The 21,147-nt window shown below is 71.9% G+C and carries 21 protein-coding genes; 8 read left to right on the top strand and 13 right to left on the bottom strand.

Translation table 11 applies throughout. The features are described 5' to 3' along the window. The first annotated feature begins 61 nt into the window (after positions 1 to 61). Positions 62 to 2,284 (top strand): MMPL family transporter, encoded by a 2,223-nt coding sequence (locus H958_RS36545; RefSeq protein ID WP_231379227.1) that lies wholly within the window; start codon positions 62 to 64, stop codon positions 2,282 to 2,284. Here H958_RS36545 and H958_RS43195 read toward each other — a convergent pair. Together H958_RS43195 and H958_RS43190 are read right to left on the bottom strand one after the other, a co-directional pair. Next, on the bottom strand, positions 2,270 to 3,493 hold the full coding sequence (locus H958_RS43195) for a cytochrome P450 (protein ID WP_028058754.1): 1,224 nt from the start codon (positions 3,491 to 3,493) through the stop codon (positions 2,270 to 2,272). The genes H958_RS36545 and H958_RS43195 overlap by 15 nt on opposite strands. Positions 3,494 to 3,498: 5 nt before the next feature. Further along, entirely contained in the window at positions 3,499 to 4,869 is a 1,371-nt protein-coding gene (locus H958_RS43190) for a cytochrome P450 (protein ID WP_081685788.1), read from the bottom strand. Positions 4,870 to 4,957: 88 nt separating this feature from the next. Between H958_RS43190 and H958_RS0111310 the strand changes: the two genes are divergently transcribed. Genes H958_RS0111310 through H958_RS0111285 form a run of 6 tightly spaced genes read left to right on the top strand, consistent with a single transcriptional unit; the run spans position 4,958 to position 10,166 of the window. Continuing rightward, positions 4,958 to 5,554 (top strand): hypothetical protein, encoded by a 597-nt coding sequence (locus tag H958_RS0111310; RefSeq protein ID WP_081685787.1) that lies wholly within the window; start codon positions 4,958 to 4,960, stop codon positions 5,552 to 5,554. Continuing rightward, positions 5,554 to 6,129 carry a hypothetical protein gene (locus H958_RS0111305; RefSeq protein WP_028058752.1) on the top strand — a complete coding sequence of 192 codons (576 nt, stop codon included), beginning with the start codon at positions 5,554 to 5,556 and terminating at the stop codon, positions 6,127 to 6,129. The genes H958_RS0111310 and H958_RS0111305 overlap by 1 nt, the downstream gene beginning before the upstream one ends. Next, positions 6,129 to 7,508: a Dyp-type peroxidase gene (locus tag H958_RS46205; RefSeq protein WP_051324113.1), complete on the top strand. Its 1,380-nt coding sequence runs from the start codon at positions 6,129 to 6,131 to the stop codon at positions 7,506 to 7,508. The genes H958_RS0111305 and H958_RS46205 overlap by 1 nt, the downstream gene beginning before the upstream one ends. Then, entirely contained in the window at positions 7,481 to 7,945 is a 465-nt protein-coding gene (locus tag H958_RS47485; RefSeq protein WP_255325422.1) for an ATP-binding protein, read from the top strand. The genes H958_RS46205 and H958_RS47485 overlap by 28 nt, the downstream gene beginning before the upstream one ends. Continuing rightward, positions 7,942 to 9,072, top strand: coding sequence for an acetyl-CoA C-acyltransferase (locus H958_RS0111290; RefSeq protein ID WP_028058750.1), 1,131 nt, complete (start codon positions 7,942 to 7,944; stop codon positions 9,070 to 9,072). Before H958_RS47485 ends, H958_RS0111290 begins: the two co-directional genes overlap by 4 nt. Next, on the top strand, positions 9,069 to 10,166 hold the full coding sequence (locus H958_RS0111285; RefSeq protein WP_028058749.1) for an NAD(P)-binding domain-containing protein: 1,098 nt from the start codon (positions 9,069 to 9,071) through the stop codon (positions 10,164 to 10,166). Before H958_RS0111290 ends, H958_RS0111285 begins: the two co-directional genes overlap by 4 nt. Here H958_RS0111285 and H958_RS0111280 read toward each other — a convergent pair. The 10 genes from H958_RS0111280 to H958_RS36510 form a co-directional block, all read right to left on the bottom strand. Next, a complete protein-coding gene (locus H958_RS0111280; RefSeq protein ID WP_028058748.1) occupies positions 10,159 to 10,725 on the bottom strand; it encodes an NYN domain-containing protein in 567 nt (188 codons plus the stop codon). The genes H958_RS0111285 and H958_RS0111280 overlap by 8 nt on opposite strands. 147 nt (positions 10,726 to 10,872) lie before the next feature. Next, the gene (locus H958_RS0111275; protein WP_028058747.1) at positions 10,873 to 11,058 is read right to left on the bottom strand and encodes a hypothetical protein; all 186 of its coding nucleotides are present in this window, start codon (positions 11,056 to 11,058) and stop codon (positions 10,873 to 10,875) included. Positions 11,059 to 11,212: 154 nt separating this feature from the next. Continuing rightward, positions 11,213 to 11,449 (bottom strand): hypothetical protein, encoded by a 237-nt coding sequence (locus tag H958_RS0111270; protein WP_028058746.1) that lies wholly within the window; start codon positions 11,447 to 11,449, stop codon positions 11,213 to 11,215. A 370-nt stretch (positions 11,450 to 11,819) separates the two neighbouring features. Beyond that, complete coding sequence (dinB, locus tag H958_RS0111265; RefSeq protein ID WP_028058745.1) at positions 11,820 to 13,007, bottom strand: DNA polymerase IV; 1,188 nt, start codon at positions 13,005 to 13,007, stop codon at positions 11,820 to 11,822. Between the two features lie 28 nt (positions 13,008 to 13,035). Beyond that, positions 13,036 to 13,419 (bottom strand): hypothetical protein, encoded by a 384-nt coding sequence (locus H958_RS0111260; protein ID WP_231379226.1) that lies wholly within the window; start codon positions 13,417 to 13,419, stop codon positions 13,036 to 13,038. Positions 13,420 to 13,471: 52 nt separating this feature from the next. Continuing rightward, on the bottom strand, positions 13,472 to 14,212 hold the full coding sequence (locus H958_RS43180; protein ID WP_051324110.1) for a hypothetical protein: 741 nt from the start codon (positions 14,210 to 14,212) through the stop codon (positions 13,472 to 13,474). Next, on the bottom strand, positions 14,190 to 14,825 hold the full coding sequence (locus H958_RS0111250; protein WP_028058743.1) for a hypothetical protein: 636 nt from the start codon (positions 14,823 to 14,825) through the stop codon (positions 14,190 to 14,192). The genes H958_RS43180 and H958_RS0111250 overlap by 23 nt, the downstream gene beginning before the upstream one ends. Further along, a complete protein-coding gene (locus H958_RS36520; RefSeq protein ID WP_037409898.1) occupies positions 14,822 to 16,513 on the bottom strand; it encodes a GMC oxidoreductase in 1,692 nt (563 codons plus the stop codon). Before H958_RS36520 ends, H958_RS0111250 begins: the two co-directional genes overlap by 4 nt. 81 nt (positions 16,514 to 16,594) lie before the next feature. Further along, positions 16,595 to 17,902 carry a protein kinase domain-containing protein gene (locus tag H958_RS43175; protein WP_051324109.1) on the bottom strand — a complete coding sequence of 436 codons (1,308 nt, stop codon included), beginning with the start codon at positions 17,900 to 17,902 and terminating at the stop codon, positions 16,595 to 16,597. A gap of 76 nt (positions 17,903 to 17,978) precedes the next feature. Further along, complete coding sequence (locus tag H958_RS36510; RefSeq protein WP_051324108.1) at positions 17,979 to 18,809, bottom strand: serine/threonine-protein kinase; 831 nt, start codon at positions 18,807 to 18,809, stop codon at positions 17,979 to 17,981. A gap of 124 nt (positions 18,810 to 18,933) precedes the next feature. Between H958_RS36510 and H958_RS36505 the strand changes: the two genes are divergently transcribed. Next, positions 18,934 to 19,764: a serine/threonine-protein kinase gene (locus H958_RS36505; protein ID WP_037409963.1), complete on the top strand. Its 831-nt coding sequence runs from the start codon at positions 18,934 to 18,936 to the stop codon at positions 19,762 to 19,764. On the opposite strand, the gene H958_RS36500 is transcribed toward H958_RS36505, so the two are convergent. Next, positions 19,761 to 20,951, bottom strand: a complete 1,191-nt coding sequence (locus H958_RS36500; RefSeq protein WP_051324107.1) for an alpha/beta hydrolase family protein — start codon at positions 20,949 to 20,951, stop codon at positions 19,761 to 19,763. The genes H958_RS36505 and H958_RS36500 overlap by 4 nt on opposite strands. Positions 20,952 to 21,147 lie beyond the last annotated feature (196 nt).

Here is a 21,147-nt window from a genome sequence, read left to right as displayed (position 1 = left end):
GCAAGGCCGAAAGGGCAGGAGAAAATCCCACGGGCCTCCGCTTCTCGGTTACAAAGCGGGGATGCAAGCAGCCATGGACCGGCTCGGGAGCTTCATCTCGCGCCGCCGCCGATTCGTCCTGGGCGCATGGATCGTCCTGTTGGTGGTCTCGCTCCCGTTCTTCGCGATGCAGACGAAGCACCTGACCGCGGGCGGGTTCGAGGTGCCGGGGTCCCAGTCGACGTTCGTGGCCGACTCGATCAAGCAGTTCCCCGGCGTCGAGTCCGAGAAGCTGGTCTTCGTCTTCAACAACAAGGCGCAGGACAAGGCGGCGCTGGACGCGGCGATCACCAAGGCGGTCGACGGCACCAAGGGCGTCGACGGCGTGGCCGTGGTGGACCAGAACGTGCAGGCCGCGCGCGCGGCCTCCGACCAGCCGATCGTCCTGATGGCGCTGAAGGTGACCGGCTCGGCCGACACGACCGCCGACGCCGCGGCGGAGATCCGCAAGAACGCCGGCATCCTGGACGGCGGAGACGCCGCGGTGCCGATCCACCTCGTGGGCCAGCAGGCGCTGTGGGCGGGCATGCAAGACCTCTCCAAGAAGGACCTCGAGAGCGCCGAGTTCATCGGCTTCCCGATCGTCTTCATCGTGCTGCTGCTGATCTTCGGCAGCGTCGCCGCGGCGCTGCTGCCGCTCAGCCTCGGCTTCGTCGCCGTGGCGGTCACCGGCGCGGTCGTCTTCTTCCTCTCGCAGGCGCTCCAGATGTCGATCTTCGTCACCAACATCGCCTCGATGCTCGGCATCGGCGTGGCGGTCGACTACTCGCTGTTCGTGCTGTCGAGATACCGTGAGGAGATCCGCCGGGGGGCGTCCGAGGACGAGGCGCGCCAGACCGCGATGCGCACCTCCGGACTCGCCGTGGCCTTCTCCGGCGTGACCGTGATCATCGCGCTCGCCGGCCTGTTCCTGATCAACTCCAAGACGATGCACTCGATGGCGATCGGCGCGATCGTCGTCGTCGCGATCGCCATCCTCGCCGCCGTCACGCTGCTGCCGGCGCTGATCAAGACGCTCGGCCACCGCGCGTACGAGCCTGGCAAGGTGATCGGCAAGGTCGTCGCGAAGCTCAGCCGGCCGCCGCGCGAAGGCGTCGACCCGTTCTGGACGCGCTGGACCAATCGGCTGATGGACCGGCCGGTGCTCTATGCCACCGCCGCCACGGTGCTCATGCTCGTCATCGCGATCCCGGCGCTGTCGCTGAAGTGGGGCACCGGCGCGACGGCGCAGCTGCCGTCGAACTTCGAGACGGCGCAGGGCATCCAGCTCGCCGCCCAGGCCGCGGGCCCGGGCGCGGGCGGGCCGGTGCAGGTCGTCGCCGACTTCGGCGACAAGCGGGTCGACTCCGCACAGGTGGATCAGTTCGCCGCCGCGATCCAGAAGCTGCCGGGCGTCGCGCAGGACGGCGTCGCGAAGCCGGTTGTCTCGCGCGACGGGCATCTCGTGCTGCTCGAGGTGACGTCGGCCAACCCGCCGGAGAGCGATCAGACGTTCGCGCTCGTGCAGACGATCCGCGGTGCGGGCGGCCCGTCGTCGGCGCTCACGGGCGCGACGGTCAATGTCGGCGGCGCCGCGGCGCAGGACCACGACTTCACGGACCTGATCTCCGGCTCGCTGTGGAAGGTCGCCCTGTTCGTGATGATCTTCAGCTACCTGGTGCTGCTCGTGTTGATGCGGTCGGTCATCCTGCCGCTGAAGGCGGTCGTGATGAATCTGCTGTCGGTCGGCGCGGCCTATGGCGTGCTGGTCGTGGTCTTCCAGTACGGCTGGATCGACTCGCTGATCAACTTCGACCACCTCGGCTACGTCAACTCGCTCACGCCGCCGCTGATCCTCGCGATCGTCTTCGGCCTCTCGATGGACTACGAGGTGTTCCTGCTCAGCCGCATCAAGGAGCGCTACAACGAGACCGGCGACAACCGGGCGGCGGTCGCCGGCGGCCTGTCGGACTCGGCGAAGACGATCTCCAGCGCCGCCATCATCATGGTCCTGGTGTTCCTGATCTTCGCGGCGGCGGGCCTGCCGCAGGTGAAGGAGATCGGCGTCGGCCTGGCCGTGGCGATCTTCCTCGACGCGACGGTCGTGCGCCTGATCCTCGTGCCCTCGACGATGGAGCTGATGGGCAAGTGGAACTGGTGGCTGCCGAAGAGCCTGGACCGCATCCTGCCCGACGTGGACTTCGAGTCCTCGGGCCCGAAGGCGCCGCCCGCCGAGCCGACCGAGCCCGCGCTAGCCGCGCGGTAGGACCCGCATCCGCAGCCCGCCCTTGGGGACGATCGCCCCGGTCGCCAGCGGCCGGGGCGGGTCCTCGCGCATCGGCTTGAAGCGGAGCCGGCGCCCGAGCGTGGTGAGGATCAGGACGGCCTCGCGCATCGCCAGGTCGTGCGCGTGGCACTCGTAGGGGCCGGCCGAGAACGGGAAGTAGGCGCCGGGCGCGGGGCGGACGTCCCAGCGATCGGGATCGAACCGCAGCGGCTCCTCCCAGACGGTCTCGTCGCGATGGGTGAAGTACGGGCTGAGGACCAGCAGGTCGCCCTCCGGGATCACGTGGTCGCCGAGCCGGTAGTCCGCGGTGACCTCGCGGAAGAAGCTCCAGACCGGCGGGAACAGCCGCAGCGTCTCCTTGATCACGCGGACCGTGTAGCCGGTGTCGCCCGCGTCGAGCGATGCGTGCCAGCGCGCTTCGATCTCCGGGTGGCGCGCCAGCAGGTGCAGGCCCCAGGTGAAGATGCCCATCAGCTGGTCGGCGCCGAGCCACTGCTTGACGGTGGCCTGCACGGTCTGATCGTCCGGCTCGAGTGCGACGAGCCGGCTGAGGAGATCGCCGGCCGGCTGCGCCCGCCGCGCCGCGATCGCCACGTCGATCGCCGCGTCCAGCCGGCGCCGCGCCGCGCGCGTGCGGGCGCCGGCCGGCGTGCTCCAGCGGCGCGGGCCGAACGGGCCGAGCAGCCAGACGAGCGCGGCGACTCCCGCCTCCTGCGCGCGCAGCAGCTCGGGCGTGAGCTCCTCGCCGGTGAGCGCCGCCCAGTCGATCCCCCACACGTGCGCGCGCGACGCGGAGAAGAGCTCGACGATGGTGCCCTCGATCTCGCCCGCCCAGCGCTCCGTGCGCTCACGCGCGACCTCGAGCGTGCGCGGATCCTCGAGCAGCGGCTTCCACAGCGTGTCGCGCTGGCGGTGGTGCTCGGCGCCCTCGGTCAGGATCAGGCCGCCCGAGTACCACTTGTCGAGCGCCATCAGGCGCCCGCGCGAGAACGGCGGCCAGTCCTCGTCGACCAGCGCGGCGTGGATCAGCTCCGGGCGCCGCACCAGATGCACGGTCTTGCTGCCCAGCCGCGTCGAGAGGACGTCCCCCTCGAGCGCCCGGGCGCCGTCCAGGTAGGCGAGCGGGTCGGCTCCGAAGCGTGCGAGCTGGACCGCGCCGCGACGCCGCGCCCCGGCCGGCGCCGCCACCGCGCTCAAACGCGTGGGACCGGCTTCATCAGGGCGCCCTTCTTCGGCTCGGTCGCCCACGTCGCGGACGGCTTGGGCTCCGGGCCGGCGGGGCGGTAGGCCCAGCGCTGGCCGAGCGTGGCGAGGATCAGGACCGCCTCCTTCATCGCCAGCCCGCGGCCGTGGCACTCGTACGGGCCGGCGCTGAACGGGAAGTAGGAGAGCTCCGGCGGACGCTCGGCGCCCTCCGACCAGCGCTCCGGGTCGAAGCGCTCGGGGTCGGGCCAGTAGCGCGGGTCGCGGTGCGTCGCCCACGGGCTCATGCCCATCAGGTGGCCCTTCGGGATCACCGTGTCGCCGAGGCGATAGTCCTCGGTCATCATCCGGAAGAAGCCCCACACCGGCGGGTAGACGCGCATCGACTCGTGCAGGATCTTGATCGTGTACGGCAGCGAGCGCATGTCGTCCACGGTCACCGGGCGGTCGCCCAGCACGGAGTCCAGCTCGGCGTGCCAGCGCGTCTCGACCTCGGGGTTCTGCGACAGCAGCCACAGCGTCCAGGTGAACAGCGCGTGCAGCTGGTCGGCGCCGAACCACATCTTGAACGTCGCGCGGACCTGCTCGTCGGAGGTGATCGAGCCGTCGGCGTCGGCGAGCCGCACGAGCTGGGTGAGGAAGTCCTCCCCGGGAACCGGACCGGAGCCGTCGGCGCCGATGCGCGAGCGGCGCTCGGCGATCATCAGCGCGATCACCGAGTCCAGCTTGCGCTTGGCCTCGCGCGTCTTCTTGCTCTGCGGGAGCGGCCAGTTCCAGCGCGCCGGGCCGAACGGAAGCACGAGCCAGGCCAGCGCCTCGACGCCGAGCCCGAGCGCCTCCAGGATGTCCGGCGCCGCGTCGAGATCGGTGCCGGTCAGGGCCTGCCAGTCGATCGCCCAGCAGTGCGACCGCAGCTCCTTGTACAGCTCGATCGGCCGGCCCTCGACCCACGAGTCGGCCTTCTTGCGCGTGCGCTCGACCGCGATGTCGGTGATCAGCGGGTCGTTGAAGAGCGGCTTCCAGAGGTCGTCGCGCTGACGATGGTGCTCCGGACCGTAGGAGAGGAAGAGCCCCTCCGTGTACCACTTCGACAGGCCCATGAGGCGCCCGCGCGAGATCGGCGGCCAGTCCTCATTGAACATCGCGAGCTTGAGGTACTCGGGCTTGGTGACGAGGTGCGCCGGAAGGTTGCCGAGCTTGAACGGGACGACGTCGCGCCCGTCCTCGCGGAGGGCGTCGAGGTACGTCAACGGGTTCGAGAGGAACCGGACGAGCTCGATCACGCCGTTGTCGCGCGAGCGGCCGGACGGAGGAGCGGACTTGGAGGCCGCGGCATCCGCGGGCATGGTGCTCGTGCTCATCGCGGCGAACGTACAGGACTCGACCGGCCAGGGAAAGGGGGTCACCGCGCTTGACGGGCCGCGTCACGCCGCACTAGCTTGGCACGCGATGGCAGTCGAAACCGCGCCCGCACCCACCGAGGCCCCCGCCGCGAAGCCGCACGGCGGCAACGTCGCGGGCCGCGCCCGCGCCCTCACCCTGTTGACGCCGATCCGTCCGTTCTGGGTCCCGTTCCTGTGGCTCGTGATGCGCAGTGCGCGCTACCACACGTACTTCCGCGATCACAGCCTGCAGTTCAAGTTCATCTACTACGTGCGCTGGGCGATCTTCCGCGAGTTCGCCCCGAACGAGAAGAAGAAGTACTCCTACCTCCTGTTCGAGAGCAACTTCGACATCCCGTGGCGGCAGTACATCGACGCATTCGCGTATGTGATCCCGAAGGACATCCGCGTCATCTGGGGCCGCGGCTTCGCGTTCCCGGGGCCGCCGCCGGCCGAGCCGCTGAAGCGCTGGATCGCGATGAACAGCCTCGAGGGCGGCCACTACCACTCCGCGTATCCGCAAGCGAGCGTGAAGATGACGATGGCGGCGCTCGAAGCCCATGAGCGCCTGCGCGAGCTCGAGCAGGCGGCCGGCAGCATGAGCCCGGCCGAGTTCCGGACGGCGTTCGACGCCGCCGTCGCCGACCTCCAGCTGCATCTCTGATGGGCCTGCGCGACACGCTCAAGCTGGTCACCCAGCTCGATCCGAACAAGTACGGCAGCGCGTACGGGCTGACGTCGCTGATCCCGATCTTGCCCGGGCACGAGGACGCGCTGGAGGCGCACCTCGCCTCGCTCGATCCGCTGGACTCGCCGCTGAAGCGGCTGCCGCAGCTGCACTTCTCCCGCCTGCACGTGATCCGTGACCTCGTCTACCAAGGACCGCCGCAGGTGCCCGAATCGCTCGACCAGTCCTACCTGATCTTCACGACGAGCCACGACGGCGAGCTGGAGCCGCTGCTGCGCGACCTCGCGGTCCAGGTCCGCGAGGAGGCCGACGCGATCTTCGGCCACTGCGTGGGCTTCCCGGGGACGGCGGACCCGGCGGCGTTCGCCGCCTGGGTCACGACGCACCGCAAGGACAACGGGTACCTGCTGACGCCGTGGCCGTTCAAGAAGGTCCAGGAGGTGCAGGAGGCGCTGCGCGTGCAGACAGGCTTCGGCGAACTCGTGGAGAACGAGCGCAACATGAGCGATGCCGAGCTGCAGGCCGCCTTCCGGGCGTTGATGCGTCCGTGATGCGCGCTCGACCGGATCTGCTCCCGCGGCGGCAGCGCTCGCGGACGGGCATCGACGTGGAGGATCTGCAGGGCAACCTGCTGCGCGGCTACACGCACGAGTCCGGCGCGTACGTCTTCGTGCGCGTCGCGGACGCCGTGCTGGGCCGGGCATGGCTGCACGGGCTCATGCCCGGGGTGACGTCCGCCGAGCCGTGGGACGAGATGCCGCCGGACACGCTCAACCTCGCGTTCACGTTCGCCGGCCTGGCGGCGCTCGGCGTGCCGGCGCCGATGCTGGCCACGTTCCCGGAGGACTTCCGCGACGGCATGGCGGCACGCGCCGACCTGCTGGGGGACCGCGGCGACAGCGCGCCCTCGCGCTGGGAGCCGGGTCTCGGAACCGGCGACGCGCACGTGCTCGTCTCGCTCTACGGCATCGACGACGCGGCGCTGGAGCGGGCGCGCGCGCGGCTGCAGGAGTCGCTGGACGCGGCCGGCGGCGCCGTCGAGGTCGTGCACGAGCAGCGGTCGAAGGTCCTGCCCGAGGGGCACGACCACTTCGGCTTCAAGGACGGGATCGCCCAGCCGGCGATCGAGGGCTCGGGCGCCGAGCCGCGGCCCGGCGACGGGCTGCCGAACGAGGGCGGCGGCTGGCGCTCGCTGGCCGCGGGTGAGTTCGTGCTCGGCTGCCGCGACCAGGACGGCGGCTTCCCGATCGCCCCGGCGCCGCCGTTCGACCGGCACTCGACGTTCGTCGTCTACCGCAAGATGCGGATGCATCCGGAGCGGTTGCGGACGTATCTCGGCTCGTTCCCGGGCGAGGATCCGGCGCGGCTCGCGGCCAAGATGGTCGGGCGCTGGCAGGACGGGACGCCGCTGGTCGCGTCCCCGCACGGCCCGGACCCGGCGATCGCCGGCGACCCGCAGCGCGTGAACGACTTCCGCTACTGCGACGATCCGGCCGGCATGGCGTGCCCGGTCGGCGCCCACGTGCGGCGGGCGAACCCACGCGACCACGACGGGTTCTTCGGCGGCAAGCTCTCGGACCGCCACCGGATCATCCGCCGCGGTCGCGCCTATGGGCCGCCGCTGCCGGACGGCGCCGTCGAGGACGACGGCGTGGACCGCGGGCTGATCTTCAAGTGCTACCAGGCGGACATCGAGCGGCAGTTCGAGGTGATCCAGTCGCGCTGGGTGGACGACGGCGATCCGTTCGGGGTCGGCGACGATCGCGACCCGATCATCGGCTACCACCAGAACGGCGGCGGTCGCATGGTCGTCCAAGGCTCCCGTCCCGTGGTGCTCGGGCGGCTGCCGAACTTCGTGACGGTGCGCGGGGGCGAGTACCTCGTCCGCCCCGGTCTGCGGGCATTGCGCTGGCTGGCGGCGCCCATGTAGGTATCTTTGGGCAGACGTCGACCCGCGCGGAACTCGAACGCCTCGAGCTGCGGCTCGCGGCGATCCCCACCTCCATCGGGCAGGTGCGCCACGAGGTGGTTGCGTTCGCGGAGCGGCACATGCTCGCCGCGGCGGGGGACGTGGCGCTCGCGATCACCGAGGCGGCGACCAACGCGGTCGTGCACGCGTACCGCGACGGCGCGCCCGGGCAGATGCGCGTCGTGGCCTGTGCGCGGGCGGACGGGCTGGTCGTGGTCGTGCGCGACTACGGGTGCGGCATGCAGCCGAACCCCGACTCCCCGGGGCTCGGGCTCGGCCTTTCCGTGATCGGCGCGGTGGCGCACGAGATGAACATCGAGCGGCCCGACGACGGGGGCACCCGGATCCGGATCCACTTCCGCGTGGCGTTGCGCGCGGCGGCCGCGAGCGCGTCATGACCGCGGTGCTCGTGGCGGGCGCCCGGACGCCGATCGGCCGCTTCCAGGGCGCCCTGGCCGGGGTCGACCCGGTGTCGCTGGGCGCGCACGCGGTGTCCGCCGCGCTCTCGCGGGCCGGCGGCCTCGAGCCCGACTACGTCGCCATGGGCAACGTGCTGCAGGCGGCCAACGGCCAGAACCCGGGGCGGCGGGCGGCGCTGCAGGGCGGCGTGGGGCGGACGGTTCCCGGCATCACGCTGAACGACGTCTGCCTCGCGAGCATGAGCGCGGTGGCGCTGGCGGCGGCGATGCTGCGCGAGCAGGAGGCGGCGTGTGTGCTCGTGGGCGGCTTCGACTCGATGACGCGCGCGCCCCACGCCGTGCGGATGCGGCCGGCGACGAGGATGGGGGACCGGCCGCTCGTCGACGTGATGCTCCACGACGGCCTCTACTGCTCGATCGCCGACGCCGGCATGGGCGGCATGTCGGATCTGGAGAACGCGCGGCTGGGGATCTCGCGCGAGGCGCAGGACGAGTTCTCGGCGCGCTCGCACGCGCGGGCGCTGGCGGGCCGAGAGCGCCTGGCGCAGGAGATCGCCCCGGTGGGGGACTTCGCGCTCGACGAAGGCGCTCGCGAGAGCTCCTACGAGGCGCTCGCCGCGCTCGCGCCCGCGTTCTCGCGCGACGGCACGATCACGGCGGGGAACGCGTCGCAGGTCTCCGACGGCGGCGTCGCCGGGGTGGTCACGTCGGCTGCCGCGGCGTCTGACGCGGGGGTCGAGCCGCTGGCGGAGATCGTCGGCCGCGCGGTCGTCGCCGGGCCGGACTCGACGCTGCACCTGCGCCCGGCGGAGGCGTCGGCGAAGCTGCTCGAACGCCACGGGCTCGACGCCCGCGACATCGCGCTGTGGGAGATCAACGAGGCGTTCGCGGGCGTCGTGCTGGCGTCGGCGGCGGCGCTTGGGATCGACGAGGAACGCGTGAACGTCAACGGCGGCGCGGTCGCGCTCGGGCACCCGCTCGCCGCATCCGGGCTCCGGCTCGTGCTCACGCTGGCGTACGAGCTGCGCCGCCGCGGCGGAGGCCTGGGCGTCGCCACCCTGTGCGGCGGCGGAGGTCAGGGAGAGGCGATCCTCCTGCGCGTGTGACGGACGTCCTCGTCATCGGCGCCGGTCCCTACGGCCTCGCGGCGGCACACGCGGCCCGGCGCCTGGGGCTCTCGGTCGAGGTCCTCGGGCGGCCGATGAGCTTCTGGCGCGAGCACATGCCCGCCGGGATGTTCCTCCGCTCGGGTCCGGACTGGCACCTCGACGTCGCGGCAGAGCTCACGTTCGAGGCGTTCGACCCCGTCAGTCCCGACCCGATCCCGATCGCGCGCTATCTCGAGTACGCCGACTGGTTCGCGGCGAAGGCGGGGATCGCGGTCCGCGACGAGGTGGTCGTCACGGTCGCGCCGGCCGGCGACGCGGCTTCGCGCGGGTTCGTCGCCACGCTCGCGAGCGGGGCCGTGATCTCGGCCCGCGCCGTGATCGCCGCGCCCGGCATCGCGCACTTCGGCGTCATCCCCGAGTGGGGCGCCGGAGTCGGCGCGCACACGGTCGATCTCGTCGGCTTCGACGAGCTGGCGGGCGCCCGCGTGGTGATCGTCGGCGGGCGCCAGAGCGCGTACGAGTGGGCGGCGCTGATCGGCGAGGCGGGCGCCGAGCGTGTGGACGTCGTCCACCGCCATCCCGAGCCGCGCTTCGATCGCGTGAGCTGGGCGTTCGTGGAGCCGCACATCGAGCGGACGCTCGCGGTGCCGGGCTGGTGGCGGCGGCTGCCCGCGGCCGGGCGCGAGGCGATCGGGCAGCAGTTCTGGGACGTCGGCCGGCTCACGCTCGAGTACTGGCTCGCGCCGAGGCTCGCGCGGCTGCCGGTCCACCGGCACGCGGGCGTCGAGGTGGTGGCGCCGCCCGCGGGCGGCGAGCTCGAGCTGTCCGACGGCACCCGCCTGCACGCCGACAGGATCGTGTTCGCCTGCGGCTACCGCGCCGACATCGCCCGCGTCCCGTATCTGCCGCCGGTCGCGAGCACCGGCGGCTTCCCCGACCTCGACGCGTCCTTCGGCACCAGCCTCCCCGGCCTCTACATCCCCGGCTTCGCGGCGACGCGCGACTTCGGCCCGTTCTTCGGCTTCGTCCGCGGCGCGGTGCCGGCCGCGGCGCTCATCGCGCGCGACCTCGAGGTCCGGCTGGCTACGTGAGCAGCGTCCACGGGTCGAAGCGCTCGATCGGGATCACGCGCACGCGCGGCAGCGCCACGGTGAACGCGCCGACGTCGTCCTCGAGGTCATAGAGCTCGACGCCGCCGATCTCGGTCAGCGCGCTGCTCATCAGCTCGCGGAACCCGAGCAGCCCGATGCGCCGCTCCGGCTGCTCCGCGAGCAGCGCGATGTGCGGCGCGAAGTCGCCGTCGTGGCTGGCGAGCAGGACGTCGCCGTGGCCGCGCTCGGCCAGCGCGTCGAGCGTGCGCTGGATGGCGACGTCGACGACCTTGACGTCGGCCGGTCCGCTGAGCAGCACCGGCCGGTAGCTGAGGGCGGTGAGCGCCTGGACGAACGCCATCGGCAGGCTGCCGGACGCGTTGAGGAAGAACAGCCCGCGCACGGGCTGGTCCCAGACCGCGCGGGCGTAGTCGCGCACCCGATCCCAGCGCGGCCGCTCCTCCGAGGCGGGACGCCTCCCGAGCACGCTCGCCCCCAGCGTCGCGTCGATGTTCTCGCCATCGACGACCAGGAACGTCTCGGCGGGGGTCGATGGCACGCGGCGAGCATACGGGTCGACGGGTCGACGGGCGGCACCGCGGCGCCATAGGCGTGGCCCCACGGCACGACGGCGCGGCATCGCGCGGCGCCGGTGTGGGGCGCGACGGCGCGGCTTCCGAATCGTTTTGCGAGTTTCGGAACGCGGTCAGCCCGACCCGCTGAGCGCGACGGCGCCGATCGCGCCGACGTCGATGCGCTTCTGCAGGATCGTGGCGATCGGTCGCGGTAGCCGCGGACGTGTCGCATGATCGGCGAACTGCGCGGGGAAGGGATGCGCGGGTCTAACCGGCCCGCCGGCTTGCCGATCACGATCGATCACGCGCGCGCGCACTTCGCCCAGGTACGACCATCATCGCGCCCGCCCGCCGGGGGATGCCTTACGAACCTTCGAACTATTCGAAGCTTCGTCGCGCACCCCCTCGCCGCGCGGCGCCGAAACGATCATCGTGGCCTCGCGAGCCGCGCAGGCAACCTGACCCACGCCCTTACCAGCGCAGGTCGCCCGCGCCCCCGCGCGGGCGCGCGGGGGCGCCGGCGAGCCGCCGGATTGCGGGAAGATCGCCGGCGAGCTCGACGGACATCCCCGGGATGCCGACGGGGTGCGTTCCGCCGAGGCCCTGCTGCGGTTGGCGGCGGGTCAGCTCGTCGGCTCCGGCTTCGATCAGGCTTCGCTTCTGGTGGGACGCGCCTCCGCGCGGCGCGGACCGATCGCGTTCGATCAAGACCGGGGCGCTATCCGAGCGCGATCGACCACGACGGACCCCCTCGCGTACGTGATCGTTTGGCGCGTGAGCGCTCACCCGCCCCGCGGAGGTCACGGCGCGGTGGCCCGGGACGAGCGCGAGCTCCGCTTGCTGGACGGCCTCGCGTCGGTCGCGCGTCGGTCGCCCGGCAGGCGTCAAACGTCGGCCGCGGCAGCGAGGATCCGGTGGGGGCGCAGCCGCTTCATGACCGCTGTAGGACCCGTTCTCAGCGTATGCGACGCAACGCTGGGCGAGCGGAGGCACGACGGCGCCGCATCGCGCGGCACGGCCGGGCACGCGCGATGGGCGGCGTCGCGCGCCACGAGCGGCGTCGGCGGCCGCCCATCGCTCAGTCCGGCAGGTGCGGCATCGCGATCCCCGGGTCGCGGTGCAGGAGCACCGCGCGGACGATGGCGTCGGAGCCGTAGCGGTCGCGGACCGAGTCCAGCGCCGCGTCGAGCGCGGTCGGGCGGTGACGCTCGAGCGGCAGCGCGAGCTGCACCTCGTCGGCGTTGAGAAGGTTCGTCAGCGCGACGCCGAGCAGCGTGAGGCCGCGCTCGGCGATCAGCGGTCGCGCCGCCGCGAGCAGCTCTCGCGCGACGCCCAGCAGCGTCCGCGTCTGCGCCGTCGCCTCGGTGATCGTGTGCGACCGCGTCGCGCGCGTGTAGTCCGAGAACCGCAGCCGCAGCACGACGGTGCGGCAGGCGCGCGAGGCTGCGCGCATCCGGCGCGCCACCCTGTCGATCAGGGCGACGAGCGTGGCGTCGAGCTCCTGCGCGGTCCTCGGCCGCCGCCCCAGCGCCCTCTGCGCGCCGATCGACCCCCGGCGCACGCCCGTCCGCACCCGCCGCGGGTCGCGATTGTGCGCCAGCGCGTGCAGCTGCTTGCCCGCCGCGCGGCCCAGCAGACGCACGAGCACGCCCTCGTCGAGCGCCGCCACCTGCCCGACGGTCAGCAGGCCGCGCGCGTGCAGCCGGTCGGCCGTCTTGACCCCGACGCCCCACAATCGCTCGACCGGCAGCGGACGCAGGAACGCGAGCTCCTCGGAGGGCGCCACCATGAGCAGCCCGTCGGGCTTCGCCACCCCGGAGGCGACCTTGGCGAGGAACTTCGTCCGCGCCACGCCGACCGTGACCGGCAGCCCCACCTCCTCGCGCACGCGTGTGCGCAGGCGCGCGGCGATCTCCTCCGGCGACCCCGCGATCCGCCGCATCCCGCGCACGTCGATGAACGCCTCGTCGATCGACAACCCCTCGACCACCGGCGACGTGTCCTCGAACACGTCGAACATCGCCCGGCTGGCCTCGGTGTAGGCCTTGAACCGCGGCGGCACCTCGATCAGCCCAGGGCACAGCCGCCGTGCCGTCGCCCCGCCCATCGCCGTCCGCACGCCGAACGCCTTCGCCTCATATGACGCGGCGAGGACGACCCCGCCGCCCACGGCCACCGGCCGGCCGCGCAGCGACGGGTCGTCCCGCTGCTCTACGGAGGCGAAGAACGAGTCGGCATCCGCGTGCAGGATGGTCGCCTCAGACACGAACGCATGTTCGCATCGCCCCCGGACGTCAGACCAGGTCGCCCATCTGCACGATCACGTACCAGCCCGCGAAGAACCCGTAGAAGAGCACCGCGAAGCACAGCGCGCCCAGGCGGAACCCGTGCACGCGGATCGCCGGCGGCAGCCCGCCCCGGTTCAGGCGGATCAGCAGGATCGAGTAGACGAACATCACGATCCCGTTGAGGCACGCGCTCAGCAGCAGCAGCACGAGCGGCTGGCCGAAGCCCGTGACGCCGACGACCGCCAGATAGAGGAAGCCGATCCCGGCGTTGGAGCTGATGTAGGGCCAGAGGATGTACTCGCCCGACCCGGCCCCGACGCCCGCGAGGATCACGCTCGGGCCGAGCACCTTGCGCAGCGGGAGCGGCTCCGGGATGTCCCGGTACTCCATCGGCGGGAGGAAGTCGCTGCGCACCTCGGGCGCGCGGGATCAAACTAGCCCGTCAGAGCCCGATGCCCGGGATGCCGCCGGAGCTCATCTGCAGGTCGTCCCACGCCTTGGCCGCCATCTCCCAGTCGGTCTCGGAGTCCTGTGCCTCGGAGTGGCGAAGCATGCGGATCAGGTACGCGAGCGCGGACAGCATCGCGATCGCCGCGAACGCGATCTGGACGCTGAGCACGCCCTCCTCGGTCCAGTAGACGTCGTCGAGCTCCAGCAGCAGCGCCGACTCGTCGAGCACGAGCGCCACACCGACGCCGAACGGGAACGCCAGGTACTTGTCGAGCTTGTCGCCCTTGGTGCCGATCGCGAAGCCGCCCGCCGTCAGCGCGAGGACACCGCCGGGGAGGAAGTGGTGGATGTGGCGGTCACCGACGACCACGTCCTTGATCGGCCCGAAGCCGCCCTTCTCGCGGATCGTCCACGTGATCCCGCGCGTGACCCCGAACGCGACCGTGAACGAGGCGAGCATGTTGAAGAGCGAGTTCTCGCGCGTCCGCGACACCGCGTAGCCCTCGCGGATCACCGCGATCGCCTCCAGCGGCTTGGCCTTGCGATCCTCGGGCGAGGAGATCTGACGCGAGCGCGGGAGCATCCCGAGCCGCCAGATCCGTGCGATCTCGGCGCCGAACACGGTGATCACGGCGCCGCCGGCGAGCACGCCGAGGATCTGCGTGCGCCCGGTCTTGCTGCGGCCCGCCTGGCTGGCGGCCTCGAGCCGCTTACCCTTGCGCGACGTCGCCATTGCGCCGACCCTTGCGCAGGTAGACCTGAGCGAGCTGGTTCACGAAGATGACGCCGAACCTGACCAGCCCGCCGAGCTTGTCGCCGAGGCCGCCCGCCCCGCCGGCCCGGAACGTCGTGAGCTGCTTGGCGAAGTCCTGGACGCGGATCTTCAGGATGCCCGAGGCGACGACCTCGGCGGTCGCCTCAGCGCCCTCCTCCACGTGACCCTTGAGCACGCGCGTGAAGAGCGTCGTCGTGTCCTTCCAGAGATCGAAGCCGGCGTCGTTCTCGACCAGCTTGAAGCCCGTCAGCGTCAGCGGGTGGCCGACGCCGTCGCGGAACCAGAGCCGGTAGAGCATCCGCTTGACGCCGGGGGCGGAGTCGACGAACAGGTTGAAGTCGCCGCGCTCGACCGGCAGGCGCCCGCCCAGCGCGTCGCACTGCAGGTAGCCGACCGCGCCCGCATGGCGCAGGGGATCCTGCGAGAAGCGATCCATGTCGGCGACCTCGATGGTGAGGTGGAACTTCAGGAACTCCGCGCCGTCGCGGTCGCCGGCGGCGCCGCGCGCGAAGTCGGTCTCGCCGAACGTGACGTGGCCGAGCATCTCCTCGGTGAAGCGAACGCTGGTCATGAGGCGGCCGCCTCCGCGGCGCGTCGGTCGGGTTCGATGATCTGGTCCGCGAAGCGGTCGGCGAGCGCCGCGATCGTGAAGCTCGGGTTCGGCCCCGTCGGCCCCGGCATGACCGAGCCGTCGGCGACGTGCAGCCCGGGATAGCCATAGACGTTGCCCCACGGGTCCACGACGCCCTCGTGGGGGTTGCGGCCCATCGGCGCGCCGCCGAGCGGATGCACCGTGATCACGCGCCGCAGGAACCACAGCGGGTTGTCCGCGAAGCGGCCGCCGAGCGCCTCGGCGAAGCCGCGCGAGGTCGTCCGCAGCCGCTCGAAGTAGGCGTCGGACTCCTTGCGCCTCCAGTTCGTGTCCAGACGTCCGTTGCGCAGGAACAGGCGGCCGTCCGGGATGTCGCGGCCCATGCCGAGCAGCGGCAGGCCGCCGGAGGAGAGCGCGCCGGGGAGCATGAGGTCGGCGATCTCGGCCGTCACGTCGGTGTCGGGCGTGCCCTTGAGCCAGTTCTTGACCAGGTACATGCCCGCCTTGCGCCAGCGCCAGATCTGCTGCGGGGCCGAGATCACGTGCAGGACCCACGCGAGGTGCTGCGGGTAGCCGGCGTCCTGCAGGTAGAACCCGCGTCCGGTGCCGCCGTCCTCGGCGCCCGGCATGCGCGCGGTCGTGGTGATCACCGGGCCGTAGCCGGAGTCGATGATGCGCGGCGTCCGGACGCCGTCGGTCACCCGGCTCGTGTTGAGCGCGAGCGTCAGCAGGTCGCCGTTGCCGCTGAAGCGCGTGCCGAGCTTGTGCGAGAGCCGCGGGAAGGCGCCGCGGTTGCGCAGCAGCAGCTCGGTCGTGCCGAGCGTCCCGGCGCTCAGGATCAGGTGGTCGCAGGTCAACCGGACCTGGACCGGGCGCGTGGGGTCGATCCCGAGGTCGCCGTACTCGACCGCGTAGCCGCCGCCTTCCAGCGGCTCGAAGCGGCGCACGTCGCACAGCGTGCGGATCTCCGCCCCCGCGTGCTTGGCCTGCGTCAGGTACGTGTAGTCGAGCGAGTTCTTCGCGCCGGCGTTGCAGCCGACGTCGCACTCGCCGGTCATCGTGCACGTCGTGCGCGTACGCCCGTGGAGGTTCGGGATCTTCTCCTCGATCGCCTCGCCGGGCACCGGGGGGCGCCCTTCGTTGGCGAAGGTGACGGCGAGCTTGGGGTGGTACCACTCGAGCCCGTTGGCCTCCGCGGCCTCGCGGAACGCGATCGTCTTCGGCGTCGACGCGTACGGCTCGTGCTCGACCGGGAAGCGCTGCAGCGGGATGACCTTCTCGACGTTGTCGTAGTGCGGATCGAGCTCCGCGCGCGTGACCGGCCAGTACTCGTAGCCGCCGTCGTCGAGGTCCTCCTTGACGAACCACTTCTCGTCCTTGCGGATGAAGACGTTCGCGTAGATCAGCGACCCGCCGCCGAGGCCGGCGGACACGAGCGAGTCGATCCCCCGGAACGACCAGTAGTGGTACATGCCGGTCAGGCCGCGCTCTGGGTCCCAGAAGCTCTCGCGCGCCCGGTACGGGCTGCGCGTGAACGAGCCGGGCGGATACGGCCGCCCGCGCTCGAGCACCAGCACGCGCTTCCCCGCGTCGGCGAGACGGTACGCCGTCACCGACCCGCCGAAGCCCGAGCCGACGACGATCGCGTCGTAATGGTCCGAGGTCATTGGGGCCAACCGTAACCGCGCGGCGCCGCTACGAGCAAGTGGCTAAGGCCGGATGACCGGGGTGGGGAGGGGATGCACGCCTTATCCCAGCAGCGTGCGGCCGCCCGCCGAGCTCAGCGGGAACGTGTCGAGGTCCAGCGCGACGACCGCGAGGTCGGCGAACAGCCCGACCTTGGTGAGGTCTTCGCGCAGGTAGGGGCCGCCGTCGCGGCGGTCGAGCACGGACAGGACGCCGATCGTCTTGCCTTCGCGCACGAGCGGCGCGACGACCATCGTGTACGGGACGTAGCCCGTGCCGGCCGCGACCTGGCGGGCGAAGCGCGGGTCGGTGCGGCACTCGGGCACGAACACGCCTTCGCCGGTCGAGACGACGGAGCCCGCCAAGCCGACGCCCGGCGACAGCCGCATGCCGACGACCTCCGCCGCGCCCGCGCCCCAGGCGGCCTCGTAGATCAGCTCGCCCGAGCCCGGGTCGGTCAGCGCGATCGAGCACGCGGCAGCCTCGAACATGCCGGCGGCGGTCCGCACGATCGCCTCCATGACGCGCCGGCGCGTGGTGCCGCGACCGAGGCTCTGGGCCAGCGACTGGCCGCGGTCGGCGGTGATCGGCACGCCGATCGCCTCCGCGAACGCCGACGCGGACGAGATCCGCTGCTCGGGCAGCATCTCCAGGCCGCCGACGAGCGCCGCCTTGAGCTCGGGGCTCAGCCCGGGGGCGATCTTCTCGAGCTTGAGCGTGTCGCCGTAGCGCGGCGGGCTGCCGATGATCAGCGTCCACAGCGTCGCCGCGAGGCTGAAGATGTCGCTCGCCGCCGACACCGTGCCGCCGGCGAAGACCTCGGGCGCCATGTAGCGCGGGGTGCCGACGGCGATCGTGCCCTGGTCCTCCTCGGACCCGAGCGCGCGCGCGACGCCGAAGTCCACCAGCACGACGCCCTCGCCGCCGAGGATCATGTTCTGCGGCTTGACGTCGCGATGCACGATCTGCTGTCCGTGCACGTACTGCAGCGCCTCGCAGGTGTGGCGCACGTACTCGATCGCGTCGCCGACGATCAGCCCGGGATCGCCCTCGCGCTTCATCAGCATCCCGAGCTCGGTGCCGTGCACGAGCTCCATCACGATGTAGAGCCCCTGGTCGTCGCTCGCGTGGTCGAGCACCTTCACGACGCGCGGGTGGCTGAGGCTGGCGAGCAGCCGCGCCTCGATCTCGAAGCGCGCGGCGTGGCGGACGTCGAGCAGCCGCTTGACGGCGACGTCGGAGCCGCTTTCGCGGTCGCGCGCGCGATAGACGGCGCCCATCGCGCCGCTGGAGATCGGCGCGATGATCTCGTAGCGGCCCTGGAGCGCCTCGCCCCCGACCGCTGTGGCCTCCTGATCCGGCCGCGTCACCGGCGACCACCGCCACCCAGTCCAAGGGCCGGCACGGCGGTCGCTATGAGCATCGCTTCGCGGATGCTCACTCGCCTCAACCCGCCGCGATCAGGCACGCCGGCGCGGGCATGTCCAGCGCACGCAGCATGTCCATGACCAGTCCGCCTGCGCTTGCGGGGCGGTCCTCGGCGTCCTTGGCCATCCCGGCCGCGATCACGTCATCGAGGGCGGCGGGAAGCTCGGGCCGGCGGTCGCAGACGCTCGGCGGCGGATCGACGATATGGGCGTACATGACGGCCGCATCAGTGTCGCGCGCGAAGGGGACGGAGCCCGTGAGCGTCTCGATCGCGAGGCACGCGAGGCCGTAGATGTCGGTCGCGGGGCCGATGCCTTCGCCGTCCAGGAGCTCGGGAGCCATGTAGTCGATTGTGCCCAAGACCTGGCCCGGCGCCGTCAACGCCTCGCCTTCGGGGTCGCGCGCGAGGCCGAAGTCGCCGAGGAAGACCGCGTGCGGCGCCGGGTCCATCAGCACGTTGGCCGGCTTGATGTCGCGGTGCACGATCCCGTGCGAGTGCGCGGCGTCGAGGGCGCTGGCGACGCAGGCGAGGATCGTCATCGCCCGCTCGACGGCGATCGGACCCCCGAGGATCGCCGTGCGCAGCGTCCCGGAGACCAGGCGGGTCGCGATGAAGAGGTCGCCGTCGATCTCGCCGGTGCCGTGGATGGGGAGGACGTGCGCATGGTTGAGCTGGGCGAGCAGCTCGCCCTCGCGCCGGAAGCGCTCGCGGTAGACGGGGTCGATCGCCACGTCCTCGCGCAGCACCTTCAACGCGACTGCGCGTCCCGTGATGCGGTCGATCGCGAGGTATACGACGCCCATGCGTCCCACACCGACGATCCCCTCGATCCTGTAGTCACCGAGCATTGGCCTGTCCATAGCGAGATCGGCCCCAAGTCTGGCTGCTTGAACATCCCGGCGCAAGCTCCACCCCGCCGGAAGATGGGGGTCCGCCCTGGACCGCCGGGCACTGTATGCTTGCGCCGCTCCGATGCCTGAGATCGCGATCGAGCCCAGGCCGGGCGACTCCGTAGGGCCGTACCGGATCACCCGGGTGATCGGCCGCGGGCGGATGGGCGTCGTCTTCGAGGGCGTCGTGGACGGCGGGGAGCCGGTGGCGATCAAGGTCGTCACGACCGAGCTGTCGCAGGACGAGGTGTTCGTCCGCCGCTTCAAGCGCGAGGTCGACGCCGCGCAGAAGATCTCGCACCCGAATGTGGTTCCGGTACTCGCGTCGGGCGAGGAGCACGGACTGCCGTATCTGGTCCAGAAGCTGATCCCCGGCGGCTCGCTCGCCGAACGCGTGGCCAACGGCCGGCTGGACATCGGGACCACCGTGCGGCTGCTCACCGGCCCGGCGGCCGGGATCGACGCGCTGCACGGCTCCGGCCTGGTGCACCGCGACATCAAGCCGGCCAACATCCTGCTCGACGGCGACACGGCCTATGTGTCGGACTTCGGACTTGCGAAGGACAGCCAGGCGTCGAACCTGACCCGTCCGGGACAGGCGCTCGGCTCGCTGGACTACATGGCGCCGGAGCAGATCCGCGGCGAGGACGTGAGTCCCGCCACTGACATCTACGCCCTCGGCTGCGTCTTCATAGAGTGCCTCACCAGCACGCCGCCGTTCGGCGGGCGCCCGAGCATGCGCGTGCTGTTCGCGCACCTGCAGGAGCCGCCGCCCGACATCTCGGAGCTGCGCAAGGACATCAGCGCGGCGACCGCCAAGGCGGTCAACCGCGCGCTCGAGAAGGAGGCGGAGGACCGTCCCGCCTCCGCCGCCGGCTACGTGCAGTCGATCGCCCGCGCCGCCGGGCTCTAGCCCAGCCGCTTCTTCACGAACGCCGTCGCGTCGGCCTGCGACTTGGCCGAGGTGACGACCGTGCCGTGGGTCAGCCCCTCGTAGGTCTTGTAGGTCGCCTTCAGCGCCGCCGCCGTCTGCTGCGTGAAGATCGGGAAGACGGTGGTGTCCGCGGTGCCCTGCTCGATCAGCAGCGGCGTCTTGATCTTCAGGCCCTCGGGATCGTCCCGGGCGGCGAGCGCGGCGACGACGAGGCCGATGCCGGCGTCGGGCCGGACGAGCTGCGAGGTGGGCAGGGCGCCGAACGAGTCCGGCTGGCCGAGGTCCGACAGGCACTTGGCGTCGATCTGCGGATACAGCGCGGCCGCCTGCGGCGTCAGCAGCGCCTTGACGTTCAAGGCGGGATCGGCGACGTCGATGCCGCGCAGGATCATGGCCGCGAGCGGCGTCAGGCTGGTCGTGGTGACGTTGCGCAGGGCCGCGCCCTGCTCGCTCAGGTGCGACACCGGCGCGAACGCGACCGTGCCGCGGATCTTCAGCGACGGCGCCCAGGACTTCGCGAGCGCGGTGGCGAACAGCGCCGCCTGGCCGCCCTGCGAATGGCCCGCGATCACGACGTCCTTGCCGATCTCCGGGACGGCCTCACGCGCCGCGAGCACGGCGTCGAGCACACTGCGGGCCTCCGACGTGCCGATCAGGTACGGATGCGGGCCGGGCGTCCCGAGCCCCTCGTAGTCGGTCCGCACGACGGCGTAGCCGGCCTTCACCCAGCGCTGCAGCAGCGAGTGGTCGTAGCCGTTCTGGACGTTCGCGCGCGACGGCGCGCAGGTGTCGGCGATGCCGGTCGTGCCGTGCGCCCACGTGACGATCGGCCAGCCGCCCTTCGGCGCCTTGCCCTTCGGGAGCGTGAGCACGCCGGACACGGCGATGGGCCGCCCGTCGAGTCCCGTCGAGCGGTAGAGCAGCAGCCGGTTGCCCGAGCCGCCACTCAGCGCGGCCTGACCGCTGAGCTTGCGCCACCAGATCGGCTTGCCGTGCTTGCCCGCCGCCGGCGAGCTCGGCGGCGTGTAGAACGCGACCCCGGCGGGCCCGGACCGGACATTCGCCGAGGCAGCCGGAGTGCATACGGCGGCGAGCAGGATCCCGAGAAGTACCGGCTTCAGCCCCGGCACCGACCCGAGGGACTCCCTGACGGCATAGCGGCGCATCCGCGAGATGGTACGGGGCGTCACAAGGGTGGGGGTCCTCACGAGACCGCAAGGTTTCGCCAAGGTTCCGCTAAGAGTCGCTTGTCAGAGTGGCCCCTGTCGCTGACCACGACGCAAACGCTCCGGCCCCGGTTCGTCAATTCTCCCCACCGACGCCCGCCGGCCGCAGGCTTCAGGGCCGCCGCGCCTGACCAGC

The sequence above is a fragment of the Candidatus Solirubrobacter pratensis genome (assembly GCF_000425945.1).
Classification (GTDB): Bacteria; Actinomycetota; Thermoleophilia; order Solirubrobacterales; family Solirubrobacteraceae; genus Solirubrobacter; species Solirubrobacter pratensis.
This window is presented reverse-complemented; position numbering and strand designations above follow the sequence as displayed.